This window comes from Clostridium aminobutyricum, assembly GCF_017255415.1.
GTDB classification, from domain to species: domain Bacteria; phylum Bacillota; class Clostridia; order Peptostreptococcales; family Anaerovoracaceae; genus Aminipila; species Aminipila aminobutyrica.
On the sequence record NZ_JAFJZZ010000002.1, the window covers coordinates 433,998 to 459,163 of the forward strand.

Sequence of the window (25,166 nt, forward strand, 5' to 3'; positions counted from 1 at the left end):
AGATGTCAGATTGTATAAAATTTAGAGTTCCGGGAAAGCCGGAGTATATTCGCGTTGTTCGAATGGGTGTGTCGGCACTTGCCTGTAATGTCGGCTTTGATGTGGAAGCAGTGGATGATATAAAACTTGCTGTAGATGAAGCGTGTAAAGCCATCACCTGTCACGGAGCTAATTCTTGGACAAATGTATATGAAGTCGCTTGTGAAGTGTATGAAGATAAGATGATCATCAGTGTATCCGATCTAGGCGATGGAAGAGAATTGGAAAAGCAATACAGAGCATGCAAGAATTGTCCTCAAGACGGGGATTTTGCACTGATTTTGATAAAAACACTAATGAATGATGTAGAGATTAAAGGCGGATCAGAGGAACAGAAGAGCATAGTGATGGTGAAGAATAAATGATAAACCAGGAAGTATTCCTACAGTACAGACAAAATAGAAACATAGCGATACGTAATCAGATTGTGGAAGCGTATCTGTACATGGTAGAAATTCTAATAAGAAGATATTTGAATAAGGGTGTTGACTACGACGATTTATATCAAGTTGGTGCGATGGCTCTCGTTGCTGCTGTGGATCGATTCGATCCTGAAAAAGGATTCGAATTCTCCAGTTTTGCTACCCCTACGATTCTTGGAGAAATTAAGCGATATTTCCGAGATAAGGAATGGAGCATGAAGGTTCCAAGGAGAACAAAGGAAATCAGCTTGAAATTATCATCTGCAAAAGAAGAGCTTTTTGAAAAGTGCGGGCGGACGCCTACGGTGGCGGAGCTTGCAGAGCATCTGGAATTGACGCAGGAAGAAGTATTAGAAGCCATTGAAAGCAGTAAGGCCTATGCGACTTATTCTTTAAATCAAAGTATTGACGATTCAGAACGCGAGCTTGTGAACTATGAGAAGTTTGCCTCGATTGAAGAAAAGGGATACAATAGCGTAGAAGATTTTGAAATCATCAAAGCGGTGTTTAAAAACTTCAATGAAAAAGAAAAATCGGTCTTTAAGCTGCGCTATGTGGAAAATAAAACGCAGTCAGACATTGCAGAGCAGCTTGGCGTTTCACAAATGACGATTTCCAGAATTGAAAAAAGTATCCGGCATAAATTCCATGAAGAACTTCAGCGGTAGGGAGGAAATAAAAATGAAAAGAGTATTTTCGGGTGTTCAGCCCACAGGAAACATACATATTGGCAACTACCTCGGTGCACTTAGACAGTTCGTTGAACTTCAGAATGACAATGAATGTATTTACTGCATCGTTGATATGCACTCCATCACCTTACCACAAGATCCAAAGGAACTTCGAAAACATACGCTGGACGTAGCGGCGCTCTATATGGCGATAGGGCTTGATCCGAAAAAATCAACCATTTTTGTTCAGTCCGATGTACCGGGGCATGCGGAGCTTTCTTGGGTATTAACGTGCAATTCTTATACCGGTGAGCTTTCCCGAATGACTCAGTTTAAAGACAAGAGCAAGGGCAGAGAATCCGCACCGACCGGATTGTTTTCTTATCCGATCTTAATGGCGGCGGACATTCTTCTTTATGATACGGATATTGTTCCGGTAGGAAGAGATCAGAAACAGCATATTGAACTTTGCAGGGACTTAGCAATTCGAATCAACAATAAATATGGGCAGACTTTTGTGGTTCCGGACGGACGGTTCCTAAAGGAAGGCGCGCGTATCATGTCGCTGGATGAGCCGATGAAGAAAATGAGCAAGAGTGCGGAAAATCCACTCAGCAGAATATCGCTTTTGGATGAAGAAGGAAAAATTAAGAAAGCGATCATGAAGGCAACGACGGATTCAGAGGGAATCATCAAGTTTGATTTAGAAAATAAACCAGGCGTAAGCAATTTAATGAATATATATAGTTCTTTCTCCGGTATTTCAGTTGAGGATATTGAGAAGAAATATGAAGGCTGCGGATACGGTGACTTTAAAAAGGATTTGGTTCAAGTAACTTCTGAGGCACTGAGGCCGATTCGAGAAAACTTTGAACAAATCAGACATTCTCAAGAATTGCTCAATGTCTTAAATGAAGGAGCAGAAAAGGCAAATGCAATAGCCGAAAAAACAATGGCAAGAGTAAAAGAAACTTTTGGTCTTGGGATTTCTAAAAAATAAATAGTGATTTCACTTAACCTCTGAGATGATGATCCCAGAGGTTTTTTATTGTTTAAAAAGTAATGCTGTACGTTCATACTCATTGAGTTCGAATTATGCGTTTTTTATATAAAAGTTTCAAGTAAATTCTCCAAGGGAGCAGGATATACAGAAAATCTAGGAGTATCATCAATGTGTAGTTTTGGTATTTATTTTAACATATACTTTAAGTAGTCATAATAAAACATAACATTTCCATATATGTAATTTTACACACATATATGGAAAGTTATGTTATTTTATTGTTAATATTTTTAATCTATGAAATAATAAAATAAGTTATAAAAAAAGGTACCTAATAAATTTATAACAAAAAAATAAATTAATTAAGGAGGGATATTGTTTTATTGTTAGATAAATTAGCTGTATCTAAGTTTAATTAACCAAAGAGGAGAATTATAATGAAAAACATATGTAAATTATTAGTTGCTATATTAGTTATTACATTGATGCCATCTTCAGTATTTGCTACGGAATCTACTAATTATGAGTATATGGAATTAGCAAAGGTTTTAGAAGATTTAGGGCAAGCCGAAATAATTAGCAGTGATACACTATCTGATGGATCAAAGCAAGTAGTTATTGAATACTCTAATGGAGTTGTTTCAAAAGTAAATGAAAAAATATCTGCAGATAAAACTTATCTTACTTTTGATGAGGGGGATATACATGACGAAGTTGTAATTGATAATATTAAACAAGAGATGTTCTTGAATGGGAATAAAGTTACATATACCAAAGCACCAATTATTGACTCAAAAGTGAGCAATCAATTAATGGTAACGACGAATAATAATATTATTACACCTAATGCATTAGTTACTTGGTATGGCCATACTAGTCCTGCCTATGGAATCCCCGATTCAGCTTATACTAAAAACGAAGGAACTGAATTTTACAATGTAACACTTGGAGCCGCAATTAAGAGCATAACATTAGGTGCGTATGCATCAGCTGTTTGCTATGCTGTAGGATGGGGAGGTATTGCAACTGCAGTAACCGGAGCTTTTGTAACAGTTTTAGAGGCTGCAAGATCTTATTATTCGACTGATTATAATGCAAATTTCTATTTGACGATTCATAGTTCTGTTAATACGGATTGGCCATCCAGAAAATTTACATATAAATTTTACTCTAATTCTGGTAAGTATATAGCAACTACTGTTTGCTATGCGACATGTTTTTAGAAATAACAAAACACATAATTATTTTTAAAAAATAAATAACTTTTTACATGGAGAACTAATATGGTAGCTGTACAATTTGTCTCTTCATAATGATATATGATAAATGCTATTCATATTGGTAATCTCCATGTCCCTTTTTTTATTATACATATAAGAATGAAGGAGAATTTATCGTGATTATTTTAATAAGATTGCTTGTTATTATAAGTGCTTTCTTAATGTTCCTAACCCCTATTTTAATAATATGTACATCTTTAAAAGCTACTATTCTAATTCAATCTTTCGCGATGCTACTATTATTAAATTATTTAGCTCATGGTATAGAAAGAAAGGAGAAAAGATGTGAAAAGACTATTTTAAATATAATTTTTATTATATTTACTTTTATTGTATATAAGTATTCCAATATAATAGGGTTAAGTTATATTTTTGGAATATATGGTTCTGTTTTAGTATTAATTCCATTCTATTTATTTTCAAAATTTAACAGAATGGTTATTTCAAACAATAAAAGATCAAAAATTTTTAATGTAATATGGGCTGGTCTAATAATAGATTTTGTAGTTTATCCATATATGAAATTAAATTTTATAAAAGTTGAAAATAATGGAGAAATTCCTGTCGTATCTTTTATTGATTGTAGCAATAATTTTATTATTATTAGTATTTTGTATGTGTTGATTCTACTTATACAAATTTTAATAGATAGAAAAAGTATAAATATTAAAAAATATATGAATGATATTATTTTTTATCAATATTGTATTGGAATTTTAATTATTTTGATTCCTACGATACATTTAATATATTTAGGAGTATTGTGAAATTAAAGACAGAAATCATAAAAAGTATAAGAAATAATTAAAAGGCAGAGTATGCTGGGTCAACTTAAAACAACTTAAAGATACTGCCTTTCTTACTTTTTTTGGCATTGATTTAATTGTTTTCTGCAATTCTACGGTACATTTTCAGACCAAGTGAGTAGGGTATTTAGAAAATCAGCTTGTATGATTCATATTCTCGTTGAAATAGAAAAATAATCCTGTTTATAATGAGTATTTTAAAAGAGGCATTACCTGAATAGGCTATGCCCGTTGATTTTATAGAATTTGAATTTAACCTGTGTTTATTTATTCATTGATCTTAGTTCTTCTAACCCTTTTCGAACAATATCTTCAACTGTATCCGAAAGAGCATTAGCTTGAGCCCTGTCTAGACCAGCTGTTTCAATAGGTGGATGAATCAAAAAGTCTACCTTGAAATGCCGCTGCATATAGCCTTTTTCTTCAAAAAATTTATACGTTCCGTTGATAGAAATCGGGACAACAGGGACCCCGGTTTTCGTTGCAAGCCGAAGGCTTCCTTTTTTAAATTCAGCAACGTCACCGCCTTTGCTTCGATGCCCTTCCGGGAAAACAACCAGAGAAAAGCCCTGTTTGATGAGTCCAATGCCGCTTTCAATGGCACGCAGCGCGTCCCGAGGGTCATCACGTTCAATCATTACACTTCGGATATGTTTGATCCAATGTCCGTACAAAGGAAGTTTTGATAGACTCCTTTTCGCAATAAAGCCTGTTTGGAATTTATCCAATACGGCACAGCATACCGGAATATCTCCATATCCTTGATGGTTTGGGACGAAGACAACCGGCCCCTTTTCAGGCAGATTTTCTTTGCCGATTACATGTAAGTCTACATCCAGATCTTTCACTAAGCGCATTCCCCATTTTGAAGTCGCTTTTCGAATAAATTCCTTCTCCTGTTCCAGATCGCCGCTGTCTCTATATTTGTAAATGTCATTTTTAAATCGTTCTAATTCAGTCAGGGCCATGAGAAATTCAATAGCCATCGGTATATTTCGTATAATTTTCATCGGAAGACCCTCCTACGATCACAGGAGCGACACCAAATCATGTGCCGCTTTATGTATAATATAATACTATTTTAAATTTGAATTAGAGACAATGGCATTGTCTCTAACGGCGTTGCCGAGAGGAAAATAGTATTGAATTGTTTTCAAATATATCTATGTTTTTATTTGAAAACAGTATAACACAAAAGAAACGAAAGATTAAATAGTATTTTATCTAAAACAAGAGTATAATATTAACAATTATGCGTTGCTAAATCAAGGGAATTGGGGAGAATGAAAGGCCATTAGGGCCATATGAGTTAATAAAGCATGAATAAAAAAAGAGCATGGATAGTTGGCGGAGCATTGGGGTGTTTCGTCATTACAGCATATTTTGTATGCCATTCGTTAAGCACAGGTCAGCCTCTGGCTTTTGACACAGTTCTTCGAGAAATGCTGATCGGCTTTAGGGGGGACTTACTGAATCCCATATTGATTGGCATTACCTATCTGGGAAACTCACAGAATATTATTCTAATTTGCATTGTATTGCTATTTTTAGCAAGCAGCCGTAGAAAATACGGTTTTCCATTAGCAATTACAGCTTGTGCATCAGTAACCATACAAACGTATTTCAAAGTCATCGTACATCGTCCCAGACCGGAATTGACAGAGTTTCTGATTACCCAGGGAGGATATAGTTTCCCGAGCGGGCATTCCTGTACCGGGCTTGTTTTTTATGGTCTATTTGCTTATCTTGTAGTACACAATCTAAAGGATAGAACTGCCGCTAGAGCCATCGCAGCCACCTTTATCGTCTTGATTGTATTGATCGGAATAAGCAGGGTATATGTAGGCGTTCATTATCCTACGGATGTAGTAGGCGGATGGTCACTGGGAATTGTTATTTTAATGGGAGCGATTGAAATCATAGAACGCATTCAAAACAAGGAGAAAAAACGGTCATTCAAAGCGAGGGGTAAAGGAAAGTGAAGCAATGGAAAATAAAAATGCAGTGGAACGAAATGAAGTAATTTTAGTAGACAGTCAAGACAGGCCTATCGGAAAAGCCGATAAGATGGAGGCGCATCGGTCACCAATACGTCATCGGGCATTTTCCATATTTTTATATCATGAAGCCAAGCTGTTATTGCAGCAGAGGGCTTTTCACAAATATCACGCAGGAGGGCTTTGGGCCAATACCTGTTGTTCTCACCCTGGAGAGGAAATGGATTTACTCGAGGATGCAAAGGAAAGGTTGTTTGAGGAAACAGGAATTCGCTGTGATCTAAAAGAGGTTTTCAGTTTTGAATACGAACACCAATTCGAAGAAAATCTATATGAGCACGAGTACGATCACGTCCTGATTGGAGAGTATAACGGTACTTGGAACCACAATCCGGAAGAAGTCGCCGCTATGAGATGGATTTCCTTTGAAGAGGTTGAAAAGGAAGTGGCAGAGGCGCCGGAGAAATTTGTACCTTGGTTTAAGATCATCCTGCATCGAGTGCTCAATGAGATAAAGGAAGTGCAGAAGGGCGGAAGCCTCTTTGCCGAACAAGGAGGCCTCAGCGAATGAAAGGAGTGGCGAAGCCACTTTTTTAATGTATTAAACCAAAACGCAGCCGGGCGCTCTGTCAAAAAAGATATTCTTTGCGGATGTAGCCAGTGCAATACCATAACAGACCTGTACAGGATCCCCTAGAAGTTTAAGTGAAACGGCAGCTTTTCCGGCAGTGTACATCACGCGATTATCGATTCTGTTATCGGCCGCAATGGAAACAGCAGAGCCTACGGCAATCCCTAAATCAGTCACATTGAAGGTGCAGTTCGTACCGCTTTTTTTCATCTCGCCGCAATTCTTAAATCCGCAGAATCCGCAATCGCCTAAGCCAAGCGGATTGTTTCGGACGCCGATCAAAACAACACAATGACTGTTGTCTAGATTGCCCGCATCTCTTTCGAAAAAAGCCGCCTCCGTTTTTTCAGCGATTCTTCTCATTTCTTCTGCGAGTCGATCTTTCTCTTCTCCATCTAAAATGGCCACTTCAATATTATCTACACCACAAGCCTTTGGGGCTGTTCTTGCAGCTGCAGCCATTAAATCTGCTACTGCAAAAGCTGCCCTCTTTTCCGCATCGGTACTGTTATATTTCATTTTTGAACTCCTCCTAAAAATTTTTTGGCAGAACATGAATGATTGCATTATCATAATATTTCTACACCCTAAGACTTATTATATCATACAAGCATGTCGCCGTATGATTCAATGAACGCTTCCTTGCGGCAACGGCTTCGCCTCCGACTCGCTGACGCTCCCTGCTGTCCGTTTTTTCGCTAAATTCACTTCGTGAATTTGAAAAAAAGGCAACGGCTTGGCCTCCGACTCGCTGACGCTCCCTGCTGTCCGTTTTGCCGGACCAAGTAAACTTGGGGCAAAAAGGCAACGCCGTATTCAATCAATACGTTCATTATATACAGGTTAAGACTGTTTGAAAAGGTTGTAATTAGGATAAATATGGGTTACACTTATACTATCTCAAACTAAAATAAAATAGTTGAAAATCAGGAGAAAAATTTGAAAGGCTGGAAAAAAATGAGGGAACCGATTTTAGTAATTATGGCTGCCGGAATGGGCAGCCGTTATGGTGGGTTAAAACAAATGGATCCTGTAGGTTCTGCAGGGGAATTGATTATAGACTTTTCTTTGTATGACGCATACCTTGCCGGATTTAAGGAAGTCATTTGTGTAATAAAAAAAGAACTGGAAGCAGATTTTCGTGAACTGATCGGGAATAAAGCCGGGAAACACTTAAATATCCGATATGCATTCCAAGACTTGCATGATTTACCGGAAGGGTATTCAGTTCCGGTGGGAAGAGAAAAACCTTGGGGAACATGTCATGCCGTATTAAGCTGCAGAGATATGATTGACGGACCTTTTGCCGTCATTAATGCGGACGATTATTACGGAACAGGAGCTTTCCAAAGCGTATATGAATACTTGTGCAATACAAAAGACGATGAAAAATACAGATATTGCATGGTAGGTTATAACATCGAAAATACCTTAACCGAAAATGGAACGGTTGCGAGAGGTGTTTGCAATACATCGGAAGATGGTTTTTTAACCGGTATTGTTGAAAGAACCAAAATAAAATGGATGGAAGATAAAACAATAGCATATACTGAAGATGATGGAAATACTTGGGCAGATATTCCGAGAGGAACACCGGTATCCATGAATTTCTGGGGATTCAGCAGAAGCATGATGGATGAAATCGCTAGAAGATTCCCGTCATTTTTAGATAAAGCGTTCCTAGAAAATCCGTTAAAGGGAGAATACTATCTTCCATTAGCGGTGGATGACCTTTTAAAAGAAGGTGCGGCAACTGTTAAAGTCCTAAAATCCCAGGATAAGTGGTATGGTGTTACTTATAAGGAAGACAAGCAAATGGTCGTAGATTCTTTGCAGGCTTTGAAGGACAAAGGCTTTTACCCGGAAAAAATATGGGGATAACATGGAAGCAATTATTTTAGCAGTCCATGTTGTGCTGCCGATTTTGCTCTTGATGCTCGTGGGGCTGGGGGCAAGAAAAGTAGGAATACTGAATGATCGTTTTATCAAAGAGTTAAATAAGATGATTTTCCTATTATTCCTGCCGGCATTGATGTTTGTCAATGTGTATCAGACGAATATACAGGAGGTACTGGATGTTCGGTTAGTCGTATTTACGGTTGCAGTAACAACTGCCGTATTTTTAATAAGCTTTGCTTTGGTACCTAAGTTTGAAAAACAAAATGCCCGAAGAGGAGCCTTAATACAGGCAATGGTCAGAGGAAACGGTGCTTATTTCGGCATTCCGGTCACCGTGGTTTTGATAGGAGAACAGTATGCCGGACTGATGGCTATAGTGGTAGCCTTCGCGGCCATACTTTATAATCTGTTCAGTGTGATCGCACTGGAAACATTTCGAAATGAAAAGGTAAGTACCCTTCGTATTCTCAAAGGAGTTGCAACGAATCCGATGCTTCTGGCTACCATCGTGGCTTTAGTATTTGTTGCATGTGGCATTAAGATTCCTGACATGCTGTTCGGGACGTTAAAGGATATGAGCAAGGTAACAACTCCGCTGGCGTTGATTACGCTCGGAGGAAGTTTTGTATTTACTTCCGCCGGAGAATACACCAAGCAGATTATTGCCGTCGTTCTGATAAAACTCGTTTTAATTCCGGGAATGATCATGCCTCTTGCCATTTGGCTGAATTTTACGCATTATGAACTTGGCTGTATTTTTTCACTGATCGCAGCACCTGTTGCCGTAGCAACTTTTGCGGTAGCGCAGCAATTAGAAGGAGATGATGTCCTTGCAGGGCATCTGGTGGTATTTACTTCTTTGGCTTCGATGCTCACAATGTTTTTATGGATTGTCATCTTAGGACCATTCTTTTTAACAATATAGATAATAGATTAACTTGCAATAGATAGGCAGAATGGCGTTACCGTTATTCTGCTTTTTAGCACTGAAACGGAAAGCTGTGTGATACCCGGATTATCGATATCCACATATATGCTGTATAAGTGCGGAGTTTTCCACAGCCGATCAAACAGATATTGTGGATATGTGCAATTCTTTGGGGGTAAGCAGTCTTACTGACTTTGCAAAGGCGATAAGAAGGTGAATCGAAGCCGCTATGTTCACCAAAAACAGGTAATAGGGGAGGAGAGAATATGAAAAAAATTCTCAGACTAATTTTTTCTCTGGTAGGTGTGGTCTTTCTAATTGAAATCAGCTGTGGGTGTTCGGCGGCAGCGGTTAATAATATTGGATCGACTTCGGTATATAAAATCGGCATTTTAACACCGGCCGTGGAACACGGATGGGTTGCAGCTGTTCCCTATTATGCGGAACAGCGATGCAAGGAATTGAATAATCAAGTAGAATATAAACTTTTTACAGCAGCAGATTCAGCAGAAATGGCATCACAACTTGACGAGCTTATGGCTTGGGGCTGTGATGCTATTGTTGCTTTTCCCCAGTGGAAAGGACTCGAAGAACCGCTTCAAGCTGTCATTAATCAAGGAGTCGTTGTTGTGAATTGCGATATCCAGATGAACGTAAACGGCATTTATAGCGTTATCGGCGATAACAATGGGATGGGAAGTCAAAGCGCACAATATATTGTTGACAAAATCGGCAAGAAGGGGAATGTAGTCCTGATGGATGTATCCACAGAGGATTCCGCCACAGAGGAACGTAAAAATGCCTTTGTTGAACGAATGACTAAAATTGCTCCGGACATGAATCGGATCGATTGTGAAACTACGTTAACGAGAGAAGCTGCACAACAAGACTTTACCGAACTTTTAGCTACGTACACAAAGATAGATGCCGTTTATTCCATGGATGATGAAACCTCCATAGGGGTTCTGCAGGCAATTAAAAAGGCAAAACGAACAGATATTAAAGTAGTAACCGGAGGGGGAGGCAGTCAAGAGTATTTTGAACTGATGAGTAAAAATAAAAAAATTTGGCTTCAGTCCGCTTTGTACAGTCCGTCGATGGCTAAAGATGCAGTAGACACAGCGGTATCCGTTTTAAAAGGTCAGAAGATAGCGCCAAGCAGGATAATTGCTACAAGTATTGTTGACAGAAATAATTATGAAAAATATCTGGATGAGGACTCTCCGTATTAAAAATAACGGTTCAAAAGATAAAATTTTAAAATAATATGAAAAAGACACGTGTCCTATTCGTAAAGCGCAAAAAATGGTACATTGGAGGTAATTTATGGTTATTTTAGACAACAAACCGTAAAACCCTTATAAGGGTTTTCTGAACACGGAGGAAAAAATGGGTAATGAAAAAATGATAAAGGTGATAATGGATTGCGATCCGGGACATGATGATGCCATTGCACTTTTACTTGCTTCACGGGCTGATAATATTCAAATCCTTGGTGTAACTACCGTTCAAGGAAACAGTGAACTAAGATATACATCCAAAAATGCCCGAAGAGTACTGGACTATGCCGATGTAACGGATATCGACGTATATGCAGGCTGTCCAAAGCCTATGATGAAAGAGCAATACCGCCAGACCGGAATTGCGATTCACGGCGAAGATGGATTAGGAGGTCCCCATATACCGGATTCCATTACGCCGATCAAGGAAAAGCATGCGGTGAACTTTATCATTGATACGCTTAGAGCTTCTGACGAAAAGATTACATTAATCCCTACCGGACCTTTAACCAATATCGCGACGGCTTTTATCATGGCACCTGATATTAAGGACAAAATTGAAAAAATCGTCATCATGGGAGGGGCTGTTTATACGGAAGGAAATGTGAATACATCCAATGAGTTTAACTTATTTCTTGACCCCGAAGCGGCAAAGATTGTATTGAACAGCGGCTGTGATGTTTATCTGAATACATTGGATGTCTCCATGAAGGCTGTATTTATGAAAGAAGATGTAGAAACGTTAAGGGCTCAGGGAGATAAAATTTCTGTTATTGTCGCAGAATTGTTGGATTTCTTCGGAATCACCCATGAAAGATTGTTCAACTTTTATAGTATACCGATTCATGACGCGCTTTGTGTGGGCATGCTGATTGATGACACATTAATCGAATATGAGCATGTTTGGGCGGATATTTCCACGAAGGATGAATTGACAGCGGGCGAAGTGGTGGCTGATATTTGGCATCTAACCGATAAAAAACCAAATTGTTATATTGCCAAAAAAGTAGACCGTGAAAAGTTCGTAAAGATGGTTTGCGAGCATATGAAGAAGCCGTATGTTTCAAAATACGTCTAAGTGAGGGCGCAGTAAGGATTTAGGTTGAATATTCTTTGACAGCGGAAGGAACAAATGAATATACTGTAGATAGCAATAACAAATATTGGATAAGCTATAAAAATTAAGATGGACTTACGCTAAGGAGAATTAGGAAACATGAAGATGAATACATTAAATCCCGCGCAGCAGCTTTGTTTGGTGATGTCTCGAATCTATGACGCAAAGCTTACAACCGTATCGGGCGGGAACCTATCCCTTAAAGACAAGGAGGGCAACATTTGGGTGACCCCTTCCGGCGGAGACAAAGGAAGGTATCAAGCCAGTGACATGCTAAAGATATGCCCGGATGGAACCATTGAAGGAAAAAGAAAGGCCTCGATGGAAACCGGAATACATCGATCTATACTTATGGACCGGCCGGAGTTCACAGCAATCGTACATGCACATCCGCCTGCATTAGTAGCAATCAGCCTGATGCATCAATTACCCGAAACGGCCATGCTGCCTTGGATTGCACAGCAAGTAAAAGGAATCCGATTGGCAGGATACGGATGCCCGGGTACGGAAGCGCTGAGAGCTGCTGTGGCAAGAGCGTTTCAAACAGACATTAATACGGCTATTCTTGCGAATCACGGCGCTTTTATCGCCAGTGAAAAAGGCTTGAGTGACGCATTCGCAATCTTCCAAAACCTAGATGTCAGTGTACGGATTCAAGCAAAAGCAGCTTCGTTAACAGGCCAAATGCCTCATTTGATATCGAAAGAAAAGCTTGACGATTATCATTCGGCGAAGGCTCCGCAATTTGAAGCTCTTGCAGTCGGGGAGAGAACACAAAAGGAACGGGAAGTCCGAAAAAGCATTCTGGATTTAGCGGGCAGAGCGTATAACCGGGATTTCCTGACGAGTTCCGTAGGAGTTATTTCTGCCAGAGTGGAAGAAGATCTGTTTGTAATAACGGTAAGCGGTGCGGATAATGCGTCTCTTGGCGATGAGGATTTGGTGCTGGTAAAAGGGTATATGGCGGAAAAAGGAAAAACGCCTGCGAAAAGTGCGCTGCTGCATCAAAAAATCTACGAGGAGAATCCGGAGATCCAATCCATTATCATGGCGGCACCGCCAAATGCGATGGTATTTGCAGTGACCGATTTGGACTATGATGTACGAACGATACCGGAGTGCTACATTGTTTTGCGTGAGATGAAGAAGTTTCCATTTGGTTCAACGATTAACGGGCAAAAGGAGCTCGCAGCGTATCTGGGGCCAAATTCGCCTGTGGCAATCGTTGAAAATGATTGCTTTATCTGTACAGGCAGCAGTGTCTTTAATGCTTTTGATCGGCTTGAAGTGGCAGAATTCAGTGCGGAAGCCGTGTGGAATGTAAAATTACTGGGGGGGCATCCAATAAGCATTACGGAGAATCAAATAATAGATTTAAAGAAAAATTTTGGGATAATTTAACATATAATAGGACAAATGTCATATTTCTGAATATTGCTATAATGATATACTCTTTAATACAAATTAGTCCTATTCATCAAGTGTTAAAAAAAGGGATGAAAGGCTGCTATGAATATAGTAAAAAAAGAAGAGATTATAAAAAAATATCCTTTTGTCGAACGGTTGATTCAATCGATGCCGGAAGATATTTGGGAAAAATGTAGTTTGATAACGTATAAGGCAGGGGAGAAAATATTTTATCAGGGAGCGGACCTTACAAAGGTATACTTAATTTGTGACGGTACTGTAAGCGTTTTTGAAAATGATTTGAGCGGCAGAGAGATGCAGGTCGTTTTTTTGGAAAAGGGCGGAGTTGTCGGAGAGATGGAAGCGCTCATTAAGGGCAGAACGATGCGGTTTAGTGCAAAGACCGTTACACGCTGTACGTTAATTTCAATGTCGGTATCTACCTTTATCAAATGGACACAACGGGATATCGGATTATGTTTAATATTAATAGAATCTCTCGCGAAAAAGATTCAGCAAGCATCAAACGAAATTGTGCTTCACGTTCAAAGTAGTGCGATTGAAATGTTAAGCTCCAGGCTCATTTTTGCAGAGGCTGGTTTGCTTCGGGTGACACGAAATGAGCTTGCGCAGCGATGTGGTGTCAGTGTCCGTACCATTAATCGATGTGTTCAAAAGCTGGCAGAAGAAGGATATATTACGATGAATCATCGGAAAATCTATATTTCCAATGAACAAAAAGGAATGCTGGCTCAATCTCCATATGTCAATCAATTCAGGACTGAAACTGATTGAAAATAAAAGCGATAAGAATTAGGCATTCTCTGATTGCCAAAAAGGAGGAAGAAATGAAAAAAATGCTTGCTTTATTACTGGTATTGACACTGGTAATAACTTCATTCGCAGGCTGTGGAAGCAGCAGCAAAGAAGGCGAAAAGGACTCGAAAGGTGATGCCTTAAAAGTCGTTTGTTTATTGAACGGTAACTTAGGCGATAAGTCTTTCTTTGATTCGTCTAAAGTCGGCATGGAGCTTGTTAAAGAACAATTGGGCTGTGAGACCAAAGTCGTAGAAATGGGATTTGACAATACCATTTGGGAATCTACATTATATGATTTCTGCGATTCCGATTATGACGTGATTATTGTCGGTACATATCAGATGCAGGAACTTCTTGCAAAAGTTGCTCCGCAATATCCGGACAAGAAATTCATCATTTATGACTCAGAAGTCGATGCTGACAATGTTTACTCCATTACTTTCAAGCAGAATGAGATGATGTATTTAGCAGGAGCACTTGCTGCTTCATTGGCTACCGATCCGAAAATCACCAACGGTTCAGGAATCATATCTTCCGTATATGCAATGGATATTCCGGTATTAAATGACTTCCTGGTTGGATATATCCAAGGAGCAAAAGATACAGATCCTAACATCAAAGTGGCCCTTTCGATCATTGGAGATTTCTCCGATACGGCAAGAGCAAAGGAATTGGCAACCGCTCAGATTAATGCAAAATCTGCAGTTGTATTTCAATGCGCCGCTCAGGCAGGCCTTGGTGTAATTGATGCGTGCAAAGACAAGGGCACCTTGGCAATAGGCGTCGATGCTGACCAGGCTTTAGCATTGCAGAAAGATGATCCGGATGCAAGTAAAATTATTGTTACTTCAGCTATGAAGAATATTGACCAGGCTATTTTGAGAGCGGTTAAAATGACGATAGACGGAACTTGTCCGTATGGAGAAACAGAAGCATTAGGAATGGCTGAGAAAGCAGTAGGTCTCGCTGATAATGATATCTATAGAGGCATTGTTCCGCAGGAAACAATTGATAAGCTTGATGAGCTGCAAACAAAGATTCAGAACGGAGAAATTAAAGTGCCAAGTGCCTTTGATATGTCCACGGATGAAATTAAAGCGTTAAAAGATTCTGTCGCATTATAAACGAATTTTTTAATCGTATAAAACAACAATACTTAATTAAAATTTATCAAGGTTGTCCTTTTGGTATGGGTGATAGTGTACGCCAGTTGGGCAGCCTTGTAGTTTTATTCAATAGGAAATATCGTTTCCTATTGAATAAAAAAAGGAAGTGCAGAGGGGCGGAAGCCACTTTTTTGTAAGACGTTAACGTCGATTGACGAATGGATTAAATGAGGAAATACACATGGATGAATTACTGGAAATGCGAGAAATATCCAAGATATATGGAAATGGCGTTTATGCTAACCAGCGGGTCAATTTTTCGATTGGTAAAGGGGAAATTCATGCGCTCGTAGGTGAAAACGGAGCGGGGAAGAGCACCCTGATGAAAATATTATTTGGGCTTGAAAAGCCGGATCATGGAGAACTAATCTTGGATGGCGAGCCTCAGCGCTTTCAATCTCCACAGGAGGCGATGGCAAAAGGAATCGGTATGGTGCATCAGCATTTTATGCTGGTGGAAAGCTTTTCCGTTACGGAAAATATTACGTTAGGATACGAACCACTAAAAAGAGGTTTTATTGATAAAAAAGAAGCTCAAAAAAGGGTTTCGGAATTAGCAGAACAATTTAATTTAAAAATGAATCCGGATACCCTCGTAAAAGATTTGCCTGTTGGGATCAAACAAAAAGTTGAAATTCTCAAGGCATTGTATCGCGGAGCTAAAATATTAATCTTGGATGAGCCGACGGCAGTGTTAACACCGCAGGAAACAACGGAGCTTTTTGCGCAGCTCAAACTTCTGAAGGATCAAGACTTCACAGTGATATTTATCACGCATAAGTTAAGAGAGGTAAAAGAAATCTCTGATCGGATAAGCGTGATGCGGGCAGGAAAAATGATAACAACTGTACCTACTGCTGAAGTGACTGAATCGGATATTTCTGCGTTGATGATGGGATCGAAATACTCCTCCGATATCGAGAAAAAGCCTGCGCAACCGAAAGAAACCGTATTGTCTGTGGAACATGCACGTTTCATTGATGCCGATAAAAAAGCGGTAGTTGACGATATCTCGTTTTCTGTTCGAGCAGGAGAAATTGTTGGAATTGCCGGCGTGGAAGGGAACGGACAAAATGAATTGACCGGATTAATAACAGGGTTATTAAGGCTTTCTGGCGGTAACATCACCATGTTCGGAGCAGACACTAAAGGCAAAACGATCAGAAAACTAAGAGACATGGGAATGGCATATATCCCCAGCGATCGAATGACCTTAGGGGTGACAAAGCAGATGTCGGTGGAAGACAATTTGATTACGACGAAACTGAAACAGCCGGAGCTTTATAACAAAGCAAAGCTGATGAACGGAAAAGCGATTCGAAAGCTTAGTCAGGAACTGGTTCAGGAGTATCTGATTAAGTGTAAGTCGCCATTGACGGAAGTAGAAATGCTGTCCGGCGGAAATATGCAAAAGGTGGTTGTAGCCAGAGAGTTTACACAGGAAAACGTAAAACTGATTATTGCCGAACAACCGACAAGAGGGATCGATGTGGGCGCTGCGAAATTTATTCACGAGCGGTTGATTCGCTTACGGGATGAAAATTGTGCGGTACTCCTGATTTCGGCCGATTTAGAGGAACTCTACAAATTGTCGGATTCGATGCTGGTGATTTACGATGGGAAGCTATCTGCTTATCTGGAAGAACCTTCAACAATCAGTGAACATCAGTTGGGGAAATTTATGTTAGGTGTAGAAACACAAACAGAAGAGGAAATAAGGAGGGCTTACCATGCTTGAAAAATTGCAGAATAAAAACGTATGGTTCTCTTCCGCGACCACCCTATTGGCAGTGATGATTTCCCTGATCATCGCCTTTATTTTAATTATTATATTCAGTGACAATCCGGCGAAATCTATTTTCGATTTGCTGACAGGCCCTTTTTCTTCCCAACGAAACTTTGGAAATGTCATCTCAATGGCCTCCACATTTACGTTCACAGGAATTGCTATTTGCATCATGTTTCAAGCGTCTCTGTTTAATGTTGCTGCAGAAGGAGCATTTTTCATGGGAGCCATGTTTGCAGCCGCTGCTGCCACGATGTGGAATTTACCGGTTGGCCTTGCGCTCATTGTACCGATGCTGGTCGGCGCCGTCACCGGAGCGGTGATTTGTTATATACCGGGTGTCCTGAAAGCAAAATTCAATGCGGATGAATTGGTATCTTCGTTGATGCTCAACTATATCATTTTGTACTTGGGGCTTTACTTGCTGACTAATTACATACGAGATCCGCAGTTTGGAGCCCTGGCTTCCTATCAGCTGCCGCAGGACTCTAAAATAGCAAACTTAATTCCGGGAACTTCCGTCAACTTCGGTGTATTGATCGCTGTGCTGCTGGTGATTATCAGCTATATGTTCCTCTATAGGACAAAAACAGGGTATTCTGTCCGTGTACTGGGACAAAACAAGGATTATGCGAATTACTCCGGAATCCAAGTCGCAAAGGTAATCATTCTTTCTCAGCTTGCAGGCGGTGCAATTGCCGGACTTGGCGGAGCTGTTGAAGTCATGGGGATGTATTCCCGCTTCCAGTGGACTGCTCTTCCGGGTTATGGATGGGACGGTGTAATCGTTGCTATACTGGCAGGGAACAAACCTCAATTGGTTCCGATCGCGGCGCTATTTCTTGCGTATTTGCGTATTGGAGCCAATGTAATGGCTCGATCGGGAGATATCCCTTCGGAGCTCATTACTGTTATTCAGGCAATTATGATTATTCTTGTAACCGCTTCCGCATTATTGAGCCGCATTAAGAAAAAAGTCATTATAAAGGAGGCGTTGGCAGATGGAAAAACTAATTGATGTAATTTTTTCAATCGCTTTCCTAGAGTCGGTCATCCGTGTAACGACGCCCATTCTTTTCGCGACAATGGCCGTGTTGATTTCAGACCGGGCGGGTGTATTAAATATAGGCGTAGAAGGGACGATGTTAGTGGCAGCGTTGGCAGGGGTTATAGGCAGTGCTTATACACAAAGCGCCTGGCTGGGCTTGTTGATTGCCATATTGACGGGAATGGTCTACTCCGGTATTCTTGCCTTTTGTCACTTGAAATTAGGCACGGATGTATTTTTATCTGCGATCGCGTTGAACCTGATGGCAAGCGGCTTAACGGTCTTTGTGCTGTATATACTGACAGGCGATAAGGGGGTTTCCACGAAGCTTCCGAGCAAGGTGATCCCCAGTGTGAATATTCCGATCATCAAGGATATTCCTGTTATAGGGGATATTCTTTCAGGCCAGAATGCCTTGACTTATATCGCGATTATTGTACTTATTTTGCTGACTATATTTTTATATAAAACACGTACAGGCACGTATATTCGTGCAGCAGGAGAACTTCCTTCCGCAGTAGAGACGGCAGGAATTTCCGTTCATAAAATTCGTATGCTCGCCTTGCTGATTTCCGGTGCCATTGCAGGAATGGGCGGAGCCTTTATGTCCATGGGCTATTTGTCCATGTTTACAAAAGACATGGTGGCAGGCAGAGGCTTTATCGCACTGGCGGCAGAAGCGATGGGAAAAGGGCTTCCGGGCTTATCGTTGATATCATCGCTGTTATTTGGATTTGCGGATGCGCTGTCGAGCAGCCTTCAAATTTTTAATATTCCAAGTCAATTAACGAGATTGGTGCCGTATCTTTTGACCATCGTTGCGTTGACCATTTATGCAGCAAGAGAGCAGAAAAAGGGAAAAAAATTATGAAAATATTAAATTTTGGTTCATTAAATATAGACCAGGTATACTGTTTTTATAAAAATTGCTTGCAATTTAAAGTTTTTATTGTATAATTAAAAGGCATGATTTTGTCCGGCTGTTATTTACGGAAGGCAAAGCGTGCTGAAATTGTCTGATTGTATTTGCAGAATAATATCGGACAATACTATACGAGGAGTTCATAGAGCAAAGCTGTATGAGCGAAACTGCCTGTGCCGGTAGTGCCGGCACCATTTAGTCCATAGGGAGGTGAAAAAATGGTAAATTATGAAGTTATGTTTATTATCGACTCAGCTTTAGAAGAAGAGAAGAGGAATGCTACAGTAGAAACTGTACAGGAAATCATCGCTGCAGACGGAGAAGTTGGAAAAGTTGATGTATGGGGAATGAAAAAGCTTGCTTATCCGATCCAGAAGAAGAACGAAGGCTACTATGTAGTTATTCAGTTCCAGGGAAGTACAGACTTACCAAAGGAATTAGATAGAAGACTTAGAATTTCCGACTCAGTAATCAGACATCTTATCGTAAATAAGGACGAGAAATAGGAGGGGTACATTATGAACAGTGTTGTCTTAATAGGCAGACTTACAAGAGACCCTGAAGTTCGATATATTCCTGAAAGCCAGATGGCGGTAGCGACGTTTACCGTTGCTATAGACAGACCGGTGCGACAGGGAAAAGAGAAACAAACGGACTTCCCGAGAGTCACCGTTTTTGGTAAGCAGGCTGAAAATTGTGAGAGATTTCTTACAAAAGGAAGGCTTGTAGGGATTCAGGGAAGAATTCAGACGGGAAGCTACAAGAATAAAGAGGGTGCTACGGTGTACACCACAGATGTAGTAGCGGATAGAGTGGAGTTCCTAGAGTGGGGCGATAAAGGCGGAGAAGGAATGAGAAGTTCCGTACCTTCCGGATTCCAGCCTCTGGACGAGCCATCCATACCGGAGGGCTTTTCATCATTAGATGATGATGATATTCCATTTTAAGTTTTGAAGAAAGGAGCGTATAACGCTATGATGGATAAAAGACGTGGCGGCATGAGAAGAAAAAAGGTTTGCCAGTTCTGTGCCGATAAAACGGAAGCAATCGATTACAAGGATGTAGATAAGCTAAAGAAGTATATTACTGAAAGAGGTAAGATTCTTCCTAAGAGAATCACAGGAACTTGTGCGATTCATCAGAGAGAAGTTACAAAGGCTATCAAGAGAGCAAGAATTGTTGCTTTAATACCTTACGTAGCTGACTAATTGATTGAAACGGAGAGAGCGATTAAACGCTCTCTTTTTTTATCTGCTAGGAAATATCGGAAGATTTTCCAGCAGATAAAAAAGGGGAAGTGCGGTGAAGCCACTTTGTTTATAGAAATGACAGAAAAAATACTTCTAATAGATAAAGAGAGCTTAAAAGGATAAGCATATTACCAAATATAGTATGATTATGCTTTTTAAGACCATATATTGAGGATTGAAATTTCAACAAATCTACACAATTGGCTTTGACTCATTTGTTTGAAATTTGTATTCGGGTATGATATAATTAAACGGTTATAGATTAGGGAGATTTGGATGTATACATTAATTATTTTTTCAGCAGTGCTTTTTTTACCGGTGCCGATCATGGTGATGGCAGCTAGGAAAAGTGGAAGCGGCTATAGAGCAATACTGGAAGGTGTCATTGGTGTAGCTTTAGCAATGGTGCTGTTTTTTGTTATTGCGGCATTAAACGGCATGCCGGTAGGGCAAACAATTGCAGAAAATTTGCAAACGATTTCTGAAAACATGGCAGCAAATAGTGAATTCGTTAAATTAGCGGGACTTGAAGAGCAATCTTTTACAGAAAGAGTGAGCGCGATTTCTCAGATTTATACGTATGCTATTAATGCATTGCCTGCAGTAATTCTTTCTTGGGCAACCATTATAGCCTATTTTGAGTATCTGATAATTAGCAAAGCTAGTTTAAAGAAGAAGGAGCCATTGCCTCAGCTTTCGAAATTTAAAAATTTCTCTATGCCGTGGAAGGCCCTTTGGGGATGGATATTAATTTATGCTTTAACTTGGATTGTTGTTTCGTTCGGTTTTGAACAAGGGAACGTATTGCAAATCAACATACAGATTCTTTTTGAACTCGCATTTGAAATACAGGGGATGGCTGTCATTTTTTATTTTATTGAAAGTAAGAGACAGCCTAAAGTCATTGCCGCGTTGCTTTGTATTGTATTTATGTGTACGAATTTGGGAAAACTGCTTTTATCTGCCTTAGGATTTTTAGATTTAGCCTTAGGACTGAGAAAGGTACGCATAAAAAGACAGTGACAAAGAATAGATATGAGGGAATAGAAATGCCTGAAAAAAGTGTACATGAAACGAGGATAGAAAGATTGCTTTCTACTCATATTCCTTTTCCTTTATGCATTATCAATATGCAAGGAAAGGTAACAAGAGCCAGTAATAAAATCGCTGAAGTGTTTAAATATGATGGAATTAAGGATGCGGATATATTTGCGCTAACTGGCATTAAGCATAGTGAATTTTTTGCTGAAGGAGTGAATGAAAAAGTACTCACCTTATCTCGAAATGAAAAGATTTTTCGGATTCAGGTCGGGTATATCGGTCACGATGAGGGTCGTCATGCCATCATTTATTTTCATGACATCACTAATTATGAAACGTTGAAGATAATGTACAATGATGAACACATTTGTATAGCGTTTATCAATGTGGACAATTTTGACGAGCTTACTTCAAGCACTTCAGAAGAAAAACGATTATTTTTGACTTCTGACATTGATAAGGCAGTCCGGCAGTGGGCTGGGAGAGGCAATGCCTCTATTATACGGCATAAAGAAAATATGTACTATATGGTGTTTGAAAGCAGCTATTTAGAAAAGTTAATGGAAAATAAGTTTGCTATCTTGGACGATATCAGAGCCATTGAAACAGAAGCCGATTTTCCGATAACCTTAAGCATCGGTATTGGTGCAGGTGCAAGAAATCCAATGCAAACGGAGCAACACGCACTGGCTGCGCTGGAGCTTGCTTTAGGTCGAGGCGGAGATCAGACAGTTGTAAAACGCGGTACGAAGATTGAGTATTTTGGCGGGAAGATGCAGACGGTCGAGAAAGGCAATAAAGGAAAATCCAGAATCATTGCGCATGCTATAAAGCAGCTCGTGGATCAATCTTCCAAAGTGATTATTATGGGACATAAAAATCCGGATATGGATTCCTTTGGTTCAGCGCTGGGGATTTACCGCATTGCACTCAATCGAAATAAAGACGCTTATATTGTCATTAATAACTATTTTGATACGTTGGCAGACATTTACAATCTGGCAAAAGAAGCGGAGATTTATCAGTTTGTCAATAGTGAAAAAGCGATTGCCATGACAGATAAGGATACGTTGGTTATTGTTCTTGATACACATCGCCCTAGCCTTGTAGAATGCAACGAGTTGTTAACGATGACCGACCGGATTGTTGTCATCGATCATCATCGAAAAGCAGAAGACTTCATTGATAATGCGACGCTTTATTATATGGAACCATATGCATCCTCTACAGCGGAGCTTGTTACAGAGATTTTGCAGTATTCAGGAGACAAGAAAAATGTTGCGAAATTAGAGGTAGAAGGGCTCCTTGCGGGGATTTCAATGGATACCAACCGATTTGCCGTGAAAACGGGCGTACGAACCTTTGAAGCAGCTTCTTGGCTGAGAAGGTCCGGAGCAGATACAACCGCTGTGAAACGGTTCTTTCAAACAGACATGCATTCGTTTAAGATCAAAGCAAGTTGTATCGCAAATGCAGATATAAAAGACAATGGGATTGCCTATTCCGTGTGTCAGGGAACTCATCCGGATGCACAGGTTATAAATTCGCAGGCGGCAGATGAATTGCTGTCTGTAAAAGGCGTGCGGGCAAGCTTTGTTGCGGGACGTGACGAACAGGGCCGTACGGTAGTGAGTGCAAGATCTTTAGGAGAATTAAATGTTCAAACGATTATGGAGAAGCTGGGTGGCGGCGGACATTTAACGACGGCGGGAGCACAAGTTTCCGGTACTCCCGAGGAGGTACTTGCACAAATCGAAGAGATTGTTGACAAATAGGCCTTGCACCGATACGGAAGTATACGGCAATGGGCAAGGCAATCGATGATTGGAGGAAAATAAGATGATCGTAATATTATTGAAAGACGTAAAGGGAACCGGAAAAGCCGGAGAAGTGGTAAAGGTGAGTGATGGGCATGCCAGGAATTTACTGATTCCCAGAGGCCTTGCTACAGAAGCTACAGAAGGCAATGTAAGAAACTTGGAAAAGCAGAAAGCGATTGCAGCCGATAAAAAAGCAGCAGAAAAAACCGCTGCACAAGAGCTTGCTGAAAAGTTGAAAGCGCTTACGGTTTCTATTCAGACAAAAGGCGGAGAAGGCGGAAGACTGTTTGGTTCCATCACTTCAAAAGATATTGCGGAAGCATTAAATCAGCAGCATAAGATCAATATTGATAAAAAGAAATTTGTTTTGGATGCTCCGATTAAACAGATCGGAGAGTTTGCCGTTGAAGTAAAGTTATATCCTGAGGTTATCGGCACTGTTAAAGTGAATGTATCCATATAGGAGTAACCAATGATAGAGAGAATCCCTCCACATAATGATGATGCTGAAAAGTCTGTAATGGGTGCTGCTATGATTAGCAAGGACGCCCTATTTGACGTTATCGAAACAGTGAGACCAGAAGATTTCTACAGTGAAATACATAAGGAAATTTTTCAGGCTATTGTCGATTTGTGCAGGAAGAATACACCGGTAGATGCATTAACGGTGGCAGAAGAGCTGAAAAGAAGAAAATCTCTTGAAATGGTAGGGGGCCGTGCTTATATACTGTCTCTTGCAGGAGGTGTTCCGACGACTGCTAATGCACAGCAGTATGCAAAGATCGTAGCGGAAAAGGCCGTACTCAGAAATCTGATTAAAACCGCTGCTGATATCTCGGAAAAGAGTTTTCAGGAAAAGATGGAATCTTCTGAGGTGCTGGATTTTGCAGAAAGAGGTATTTTTGAAATTGCACAGAAAAGACAGGGAAAAGATTATTCTTCCCTGAAAGATGTCCTGCTCGAAAATATTGATCGAATTGATGAGATTTCAAAAATGGACGGAAATGTGACGGGCGTTCCGACCGGATTTATGGATTTGGATGCGAAAACATCTGGCTTCCAACGCTCTGAATTAATCATTTTGGCAGCAAGACCCGCCATGGGAAAAACGGCGTTTGCTTTGAATGTGGCGCAGCAGGCAGCGATAAAAGGCAATGCAACGGTCATGATCTTCAGTCTGGAAATGTCCAAGGACCAATTGGGGCAGAGGCTTTTATCGATGGAATCCAGAATCGAGATGCAGAAGCTAAAAACCGGTCAGCTGGAGCGAAATGACTGGGAAAATATCAGTTTAGCCATGGACACGCTTGCCAAAGCGAATATTTACATCGATGATACGCCGGGGATTTCGATTATGGAAATGAAAAACAAGTGCCGTCGGCTGGCTGCTGAAAAAGGTCTGGACATGGTCGTAGTAGACTATTTGCAATTGATGAACATCGAGGGAAGAAGCGAAAGCAGGCAACAGGAGATTTCGACACTTTCCAGATCGCTCAAGCTGCTTGCGAGAGAGATGGACTGTCCGGTTATCTTATTATCTCAGCTTTCCCGAGCACCGGAGCAACGAACAGATCATCGGCCGATTCTATCAGACTTAAGGGAATCCGGTTCGATTGAGCAGGATGCAGATATCGTCATCTTTTTATATCGAGATGATTATTACAACCCGGAAAGTGATAAACCGGGTGTTTGTGAAGTCATCATTTCAAAGCAAAGAAGCGGTCCTACGGGAACAGTAGAACTTACATGGCTTGGTAAGTATACACGATTTGTGGATAAGAGCAATATGCGATAGAAATCTGCAATCATGCGGGTTTCTTGGCGGCTCACGAAT

The 25,166-nt window shown here is 40.3% G+C and carries 26 protein-coding genes; 24 read left to right on the plus strand and 2 right to left on the minus strand.

Annotated features, from left to right (window positions below):
* The first annotated feature begins 2 nt into the window (after positions 1-2).
* The 5 genes from JYB65_RS08290 to JYB65_RS08310 all read left to right on the plus strand — a co-directional run bounded on the left by JYB65_RS08290 (position 3) and on the right by JYB65_RS08310 (position 4,182).
* A complete protein-coding gene (locus tag JYB65_RS08290) occupies positions 3-404 on the plus strand; it encodes an ATP-binding protein (protein WP_206582177.1) in 402 nt (133 codons plus the stop codon).
* Complete coding sequence (locus tag JYB65_RS08295) at positions 401-1,129, plus strand: SigB/SigF/SigG family RNA polymerase sigma factor (protein ID WP_206582178.1); 729 nt, start codon at positions 401-403, stop codon at positions 1,127-1,129. The genes JYB65_RS08290 and JYB65_RS08295 overlap by 4 nt, the downstream gene beginning before the upstream one ends.
* Positions 1,130-1,142: 13 nt before the next feature.
* On the plus strand, positions 1,143-2,132 hold the full coding sequence (gene trpS, locus JYB65_RS08300; protein ID WP_206582179.1) for a tryptophan--tRNA ligase: 990 nt from the start codon (positions 1,143-1,145) through the stop codon (positions 2,130-2,132).
* A 440-nt stretch (positions 2,133-2,572) separates the two neighbouring features.
* Positions 2,573-3,358: a hypothetical protein gene (locus tag JYB65_RS08305; protein WP_206582180.1), complete on the plus strand. Its 786-nt coding sequence runs from the start codon at positions 2,573-2,575 to the stop codon at positions 3,356-3,358.
* A 173-nt stretch (positions 3,359-3,531) separates the two neighbouring features.
* Positions 3,532-4,182: a hypothetical protein gene (locus JYB65_RS08310; RefSeq protein WP_206582181.1), complete on the plus strand. Its 651-nt coding sequence runs from the start codon at positions 3,532-3,534 to the stop codon at positions 4,180-4,182.
* A gap of 302 nt (positions 4,183-4,484) precedes the next feature.
* Here JYB65_RS08310 and JYB65_RS08315 read toward each other — a convergent pair whose 3' ends face one another.
* Entirely contained in the window at positions 4,485-5,231 is a 747-nt protein-coding gene (locus JYB65_RS08315) for a lysophospholipid acyltransferase family protein (RefSeq protein ID WP_206582182.1), read from the minus strand.
* Positions 5,232-5,540: 309 nt separating this feature from the next.
* Here JYB65_RS08315 and JYB65_RS08320 point away from each other — a divergent pair, with 309 nt between their 5' ends.
* A complete protein-coding gene (locus tag JYB65_RS08320; RefSeq protein WP_206582183.1) occupies positions 5,541-6,203 on the plus strand; it encodes a phosphatase PAP2 family protein in 663 nt (220 codons plus the stop codon).
* A gap of 4 nt (positions 6,204-6,207) precedes the next feature.
* Entirely contained in the window at positions 6,208-6,789 is a 582-nt protein-coding gene (gene idi, locus JYB65_RS08325; RefSeq protein ID WP_206582184.1) for an isopentenyl-diphosphate Delta-isomerase, read from the plus strand.
* A gap of 30 nt (positions 6,790-6,819) precedes the next feature.
* Here the strand turns inward: idi and JYB65_RS08330 are convergent, their stop codons facing one another.
* Positions 6,820-7,368: a ferredoxin domain-containing protein gene (locus tag JYB65_RS08330; protein WP_206582185.1), complete on the minus strand. Its 549-nt coding sequence runs from the start codon at positions 7,366-7,368 to the stop codon at positions 6,820-6,822.
* 438 nt (positions 7,369-7,806) lie between these two features.
* On the opposite strand from JYB65_RS08330, the gene JYB65_RS08335 reads away from it, so the two are divergent.
* The 17 genes from JYB65_RS08335 to dnaB all read left to right on the plus strand — a co-directional run bounded on the left by JYB65_RS08335 (position 7,807) and on the right by dnaB (position 25,127).
* Entirely contained in the window at positions 7,807-8,730 is a 924-nt protein-coding gene (locus JYB65_RS08335) for a nucleotidyltransferase family protein (RefSeq protein WP_206582232.1), read from the plus strand.
* A 1-nt stretch (position 8,731) separates the two neighbouring features.
* On the plus strand, positions 8,732-9,673 hold the full coding sequence (locus JYB65_RS08340; protein ID WP_206582186.1) for an AEC family transporter: 942 nt from the start codon (positions 8,732-8,734) through the stop codon (positions 9,671-9,673).
* A gap of 269 nt (positions 9,674-9,942) precedes the next feature.
* Complete coding sequence (locus tag JYB65_RS08345) at positions 9,943-10,908, plus strand: substrate-binding domain-containing protein (protein WP_206582187.1); 966 nt, start codon at positions 9,943-9,945, stop codon at positions 10,906-10,908.
* Between the two features lie 157 nt (positions 10,909-11,065).
* On the plus strand, positions 11,066-12,034 hold the full coding sequence (locus JYB65_RS08350) for a nucleoside hydrolase (RefSeq protein ID WP_206582188.1): 969 nt from the start codon (positions 11,066-11,068) through the stop codon (positions 12,032-12,034).
* 138 nt (positions 12,035-12,172) lie between these two features.
* Positions 12,173-13,474, plus strand: a complete 1,302-nt coding sequence (locus JYB65_RS08355) for a class II aldolase/adducin family protein (protein WP_206582189.1) — start codon at positions 12,173-12,175, stop codon at positions 13,472-13,474.
* A gap of 108 nt (positions 13,475-13,582) precedes the next feature.
* The gene (locus JYB65_RS08360) at positions 13,583-14,275 is read left to right on the plus strand and encodes a Crp/Fnr family transcriptional regulator (protein WP_206582190.1); all 693 of its coding nucleotides are present in this window, start codon (positions 13,583-13,585) and stop codon (positions 14,273-14,275) included.
* 53 nt (positions 14,276-14,328) lie between these two features.
* Positions 14,329-15,423, plus strand: coding sequence for a BMP family ABC transporter substrate-binding protein (locus JYB65_RS08365; RefSeq protein WP_206582191.1), 1,095 nt, complete (start codon positions 14,329-14,331; stop codon positions 15,421-15,423).
* A gap of 223 nt (positions 15,424-15,646) precedes the next feature.
* Complete coding sequence (locus JYB65_RS08370) at positions 15,647-17,203, plus strand: ABC transporter ATP-binding protein (protein WP_206582192.1); 1,557 nt, start codon at positions 15,647-15,649, stop codon at positions 17,201-17,203.
* Positions 17,196-18,269: an ABC transporter permease gene (locus JYB65_RS08375; protein ID WP_206582193.1), complete on the plus strand. Its 1,074-nt coding sequence runs from the start codon at positions 17,196-17,198 to the stop codon at positions 18,267-18,269. Before JYB65_RS08370 ends, JYB65_RS08375 begins: the two co-directional genes overlap by 8 nt.
* Positions 18,253-19,170 (plus strand): ABC transporter permease, encoded by a 918-nt coding sequence (locus JYB65_RS08380; protein ID WP_206582194.1) that lies wholly within the window; start codon positions 18,253-18,255, stop codon positions 19,168-19,170. The genes JYB65_RS08375 and JYB65_RS08380 overlap by 17 nt, the downstream gene beginning before the upstream one ends.
* Before the next feature lie 269 nt (positions 19,171-19,439).
* Complete coding sequence (rpsF, locus tag JYB65_RS08385) at positions 19,440-19,727, plus strand: 30S ribosomal protein S6 (protein ID WP_206582195.1); 288 nt, start codon at positions 19,440-19,442, stop codon at positions 19,725-19,727.
* Positions 19,728-19,739: 12 nt separating this feature from the next.
* The gene (locus tag JYB65_RS08390; RefSeq protein ID WP_206582196.1) at positions 19,740-20,168 is read left to right on the plus strand and encodes a single-stranded DNA-binding protein; all 429 of its coding nucleotides are present in this window, start codon (positions 19,740-19,742) and stop codon (positions 20,166-20,168) included.
* 30 nt (positions 20,169-20,198) lie between these two features.
* The gene (rpsR, locus tag JYB65_RS08395) at positions 20,199-20,429 is read left to right on the plus strand and encodes a 30S ribosomal protein S18 (protein ID WP_342366646.1); all 231 of its coding nucleotides are present in this window, start codon (positions 20,199-20,201) and stop codon (positions 20,427-20,429) included.
* A gap of 318 nt (positions 20,430-20,747) precedes the next feature.
* The gene (locus tag JYB65_RS08400) at positions 20,748-21,494 is read left to right on the plus strand and encodes a DUF2232 domain-containing protein (RefSeq protein ID WP_206582198.1); all 747 of its coding nucleotides are present in this window, start codon (positions 20,748-20,750) and stop codon (positions 21,492-21,494) included.
* A gap of 26 nt (positions 21,495-21,520) precedes the next feature.
* Positions 21,521-23,287, plus strand: coding sequence for a DHH family phosphoesterase (locus JYB65_RS08405; RefSeq protein WP_206582199.1), 1,767 nt, complete (start codon positions 21,521-21,523; stop codon positions 23,285-23,287).
* 64 nt (positions 23,288-23,351) lie between these two features.
* Complete coding sequence (gene rplI, locus JYB65_RS08410; protein ID WP_206582200.1) at positions 23,352-23,795, plus strand: 50S ribosomal protein L9; 444 nt, start codon at positions 23,352-23,354, stop codon at positions 23,793-23,795.
* 9 nt (positions 23,796-23,804) lie between these two features.
* The gene (gene dnaB, locus JYB65_RS08415; RefSeq protein WP_206582201.1) at positions 23,805-25,127 is read left to right on the plus strand and encodes a replicative DNA helicase; all 1,323 of its coding nucleotides are present in this window, start codon (positions 23,805-23,807) and stop codon (positions 25,125-25,127) included.
* Positions 25,128-25,166 lie beyond the last annotated feature (39 nt).

Bases quoted from the DNA above. Each gene is read 5' to 3' on its own strand.
- JYB65_RS08290 (WP_206582177.1), top strand. From the start codon at position 3: ATGTCAGATTGTATAAAATTTAGAGTTCCGGGAAAGCCGGAGTATATT.
- JYB65_RS08295 (WP_206582178.1), top strand. From the start codon at position 401: ATGATAAACCAGGAAGTATTCCTACAGTACAGACAAAATAGAAACATA.
- trpS (WP_206582179.1), top strand. From the start codon at position 1,143: ATGAAAAGAGTATTTTCGGGTGTTCAGCCCACAGGAAACATACATATT.
- JYB65_RS08305 (WP_206582180.1), top strand. From the start codon at position 2,573: ATGAAAAACATATGTAAATTATTAGTTGCTATATTAGTTATTACATTG.
- JYB65_RS08315 (WP_206582182.1), bottom strand. From the start codon at position 5,231: ATGAAAATTATACGAAATATACCGATGGCTATTGAATTTCTCATGGCC.
- JYB65_RS08320 (WP_206582183.1), top strand. From the start codon at position 5,541: ATGAATAAAAAAAGAGCATGGATAGTTGGCGGAGCATTGGGGTGTTTC.
- idi (WP_206582184.1), top strand. From the start codon at position 6,208: ATGGAAAATAAAAATGCAGTGGAACGAAATGAAGTAATTTTAGTAGAC.
- JYB65_RS08330 (WP_206582185.1), bottom strand. From the start codon at position 7,368: ATGAAATATAACAGTACCGATGCGGAAAAGAGGGCAGCTTTTGCAGTA.
- JYB65_RS08335 (WP_206582232.1), top strand. From the start codon at position 7,807: ATGAGGGAACCGATTTTAGTAATTATGGCTGCCGGAATGGGCAGCCGT.
- JYB65_RS08340 (WP_206582186.1), top strand. From the start codon at position 8,732: ATGGAAGCAATTATTTTAGCAGTCCATGTTGTGCTGCCGATTTTGCTC.
- JYB65_RS08345 (WP_206582187.1), top strand. From the start codon at position 9,943: ATGAAAAAAATTCTCAGACTAATTTTTTCTCTGGTAGGTGTGGTCTTT.
- JYB65_RS08350 (WP_206582188.1), top strand. From the start codon at position 11,066: ATGGGTAATGAAAAAATGATAAAGGTGATAATGGATTGCGATCCGGGA.
- JYB65_RS08355 (WP_206582189.1), top strand. From the start codon at position 12,173: ATGAAGATGAATACATTAAATCCCGCGCAGCAGCTTTGTTTGGTGATG.
- JYB65_RS08360 (WP_206582190.1), top strand. From the start codon at position 13,583: ATGAATATAGTAAAAAAAGAAGAGATTATAAAAAAATATCCTTTTGTC.
- JYB65_RS08365 (WP_206582191.1), top strand. From the start codon at position 14,329: ATGAAAAAAATGCTTGCTTTATTACTGGTATTGACACTGGTAATAACT.
- JYB65_RS08370 (WP_206582192.1), top strand. From the start codon at position 15,647: ATGGATGAATTACTGGAAATGCGAGAAATATCCAAGATATATGGAAAT.
- JYB65_RS08375 (WP_206582193.1), top strand. From the start codon at position 17,196: ATGCTTGAAAAATTGCAGAATAAAAACGTATGGTTCTCTTCCGCGACC.
- JYB65_RS08380 (WP_206582194.1), top strand. From the start codon at position 18,253: ATGGAAAAACTAATTGATGTAATTTTTTCAATCGCTTTCCTAGAGTCG.
- rpsF (WP_206582195.1), top strand. From the start codon at position 19,440: ATGGTAAATTATGAAGTTATGTTTATTATCGACTCAGCTTTAGAAGAA.
- JYB65_RS08390 (WP_206582196.1), top strand. From the start codon at position 19,740: ATGAACAGTGTTGTCTTAATAGGCAGACTTACAAGAGACCCTGAAGTT.
- rpsR (WP_342366646.1), top strand. From the start codon at position 20,199: ATGGATAAAAGACGTGGCGGCATGAGAAGAAAAAAGGTTTGCCAGTTC.
- JYB65_RS08400 (WP_206582198.1), top strand. From the start codon at position 20,748: ATGTATACATTAATTATTTTTTCAGCAGTGCTTTTTTTACCGGTGCCG.
- JYB65_RS08405 (WP_206582199.1), top strand. From the start codon at position 21,521: ATGCCTGAAAAAAGTGTACATGAAACGAGGATAGAAAGATTGCTTTCT.
- rplI (WP_206582200.1), top strand. From the start codon at position 23,352: ATGATCGTAATATTATTGAAAGACGTAAAGGGAACCGGAAAAGCCGGA.
- dnaB (WP_206582201.1), top strand. From the start codon at position 23,805: ATGATAGAGAGAATCCCTCCACATAATGATGATGCTGAAAAGTCTGTA.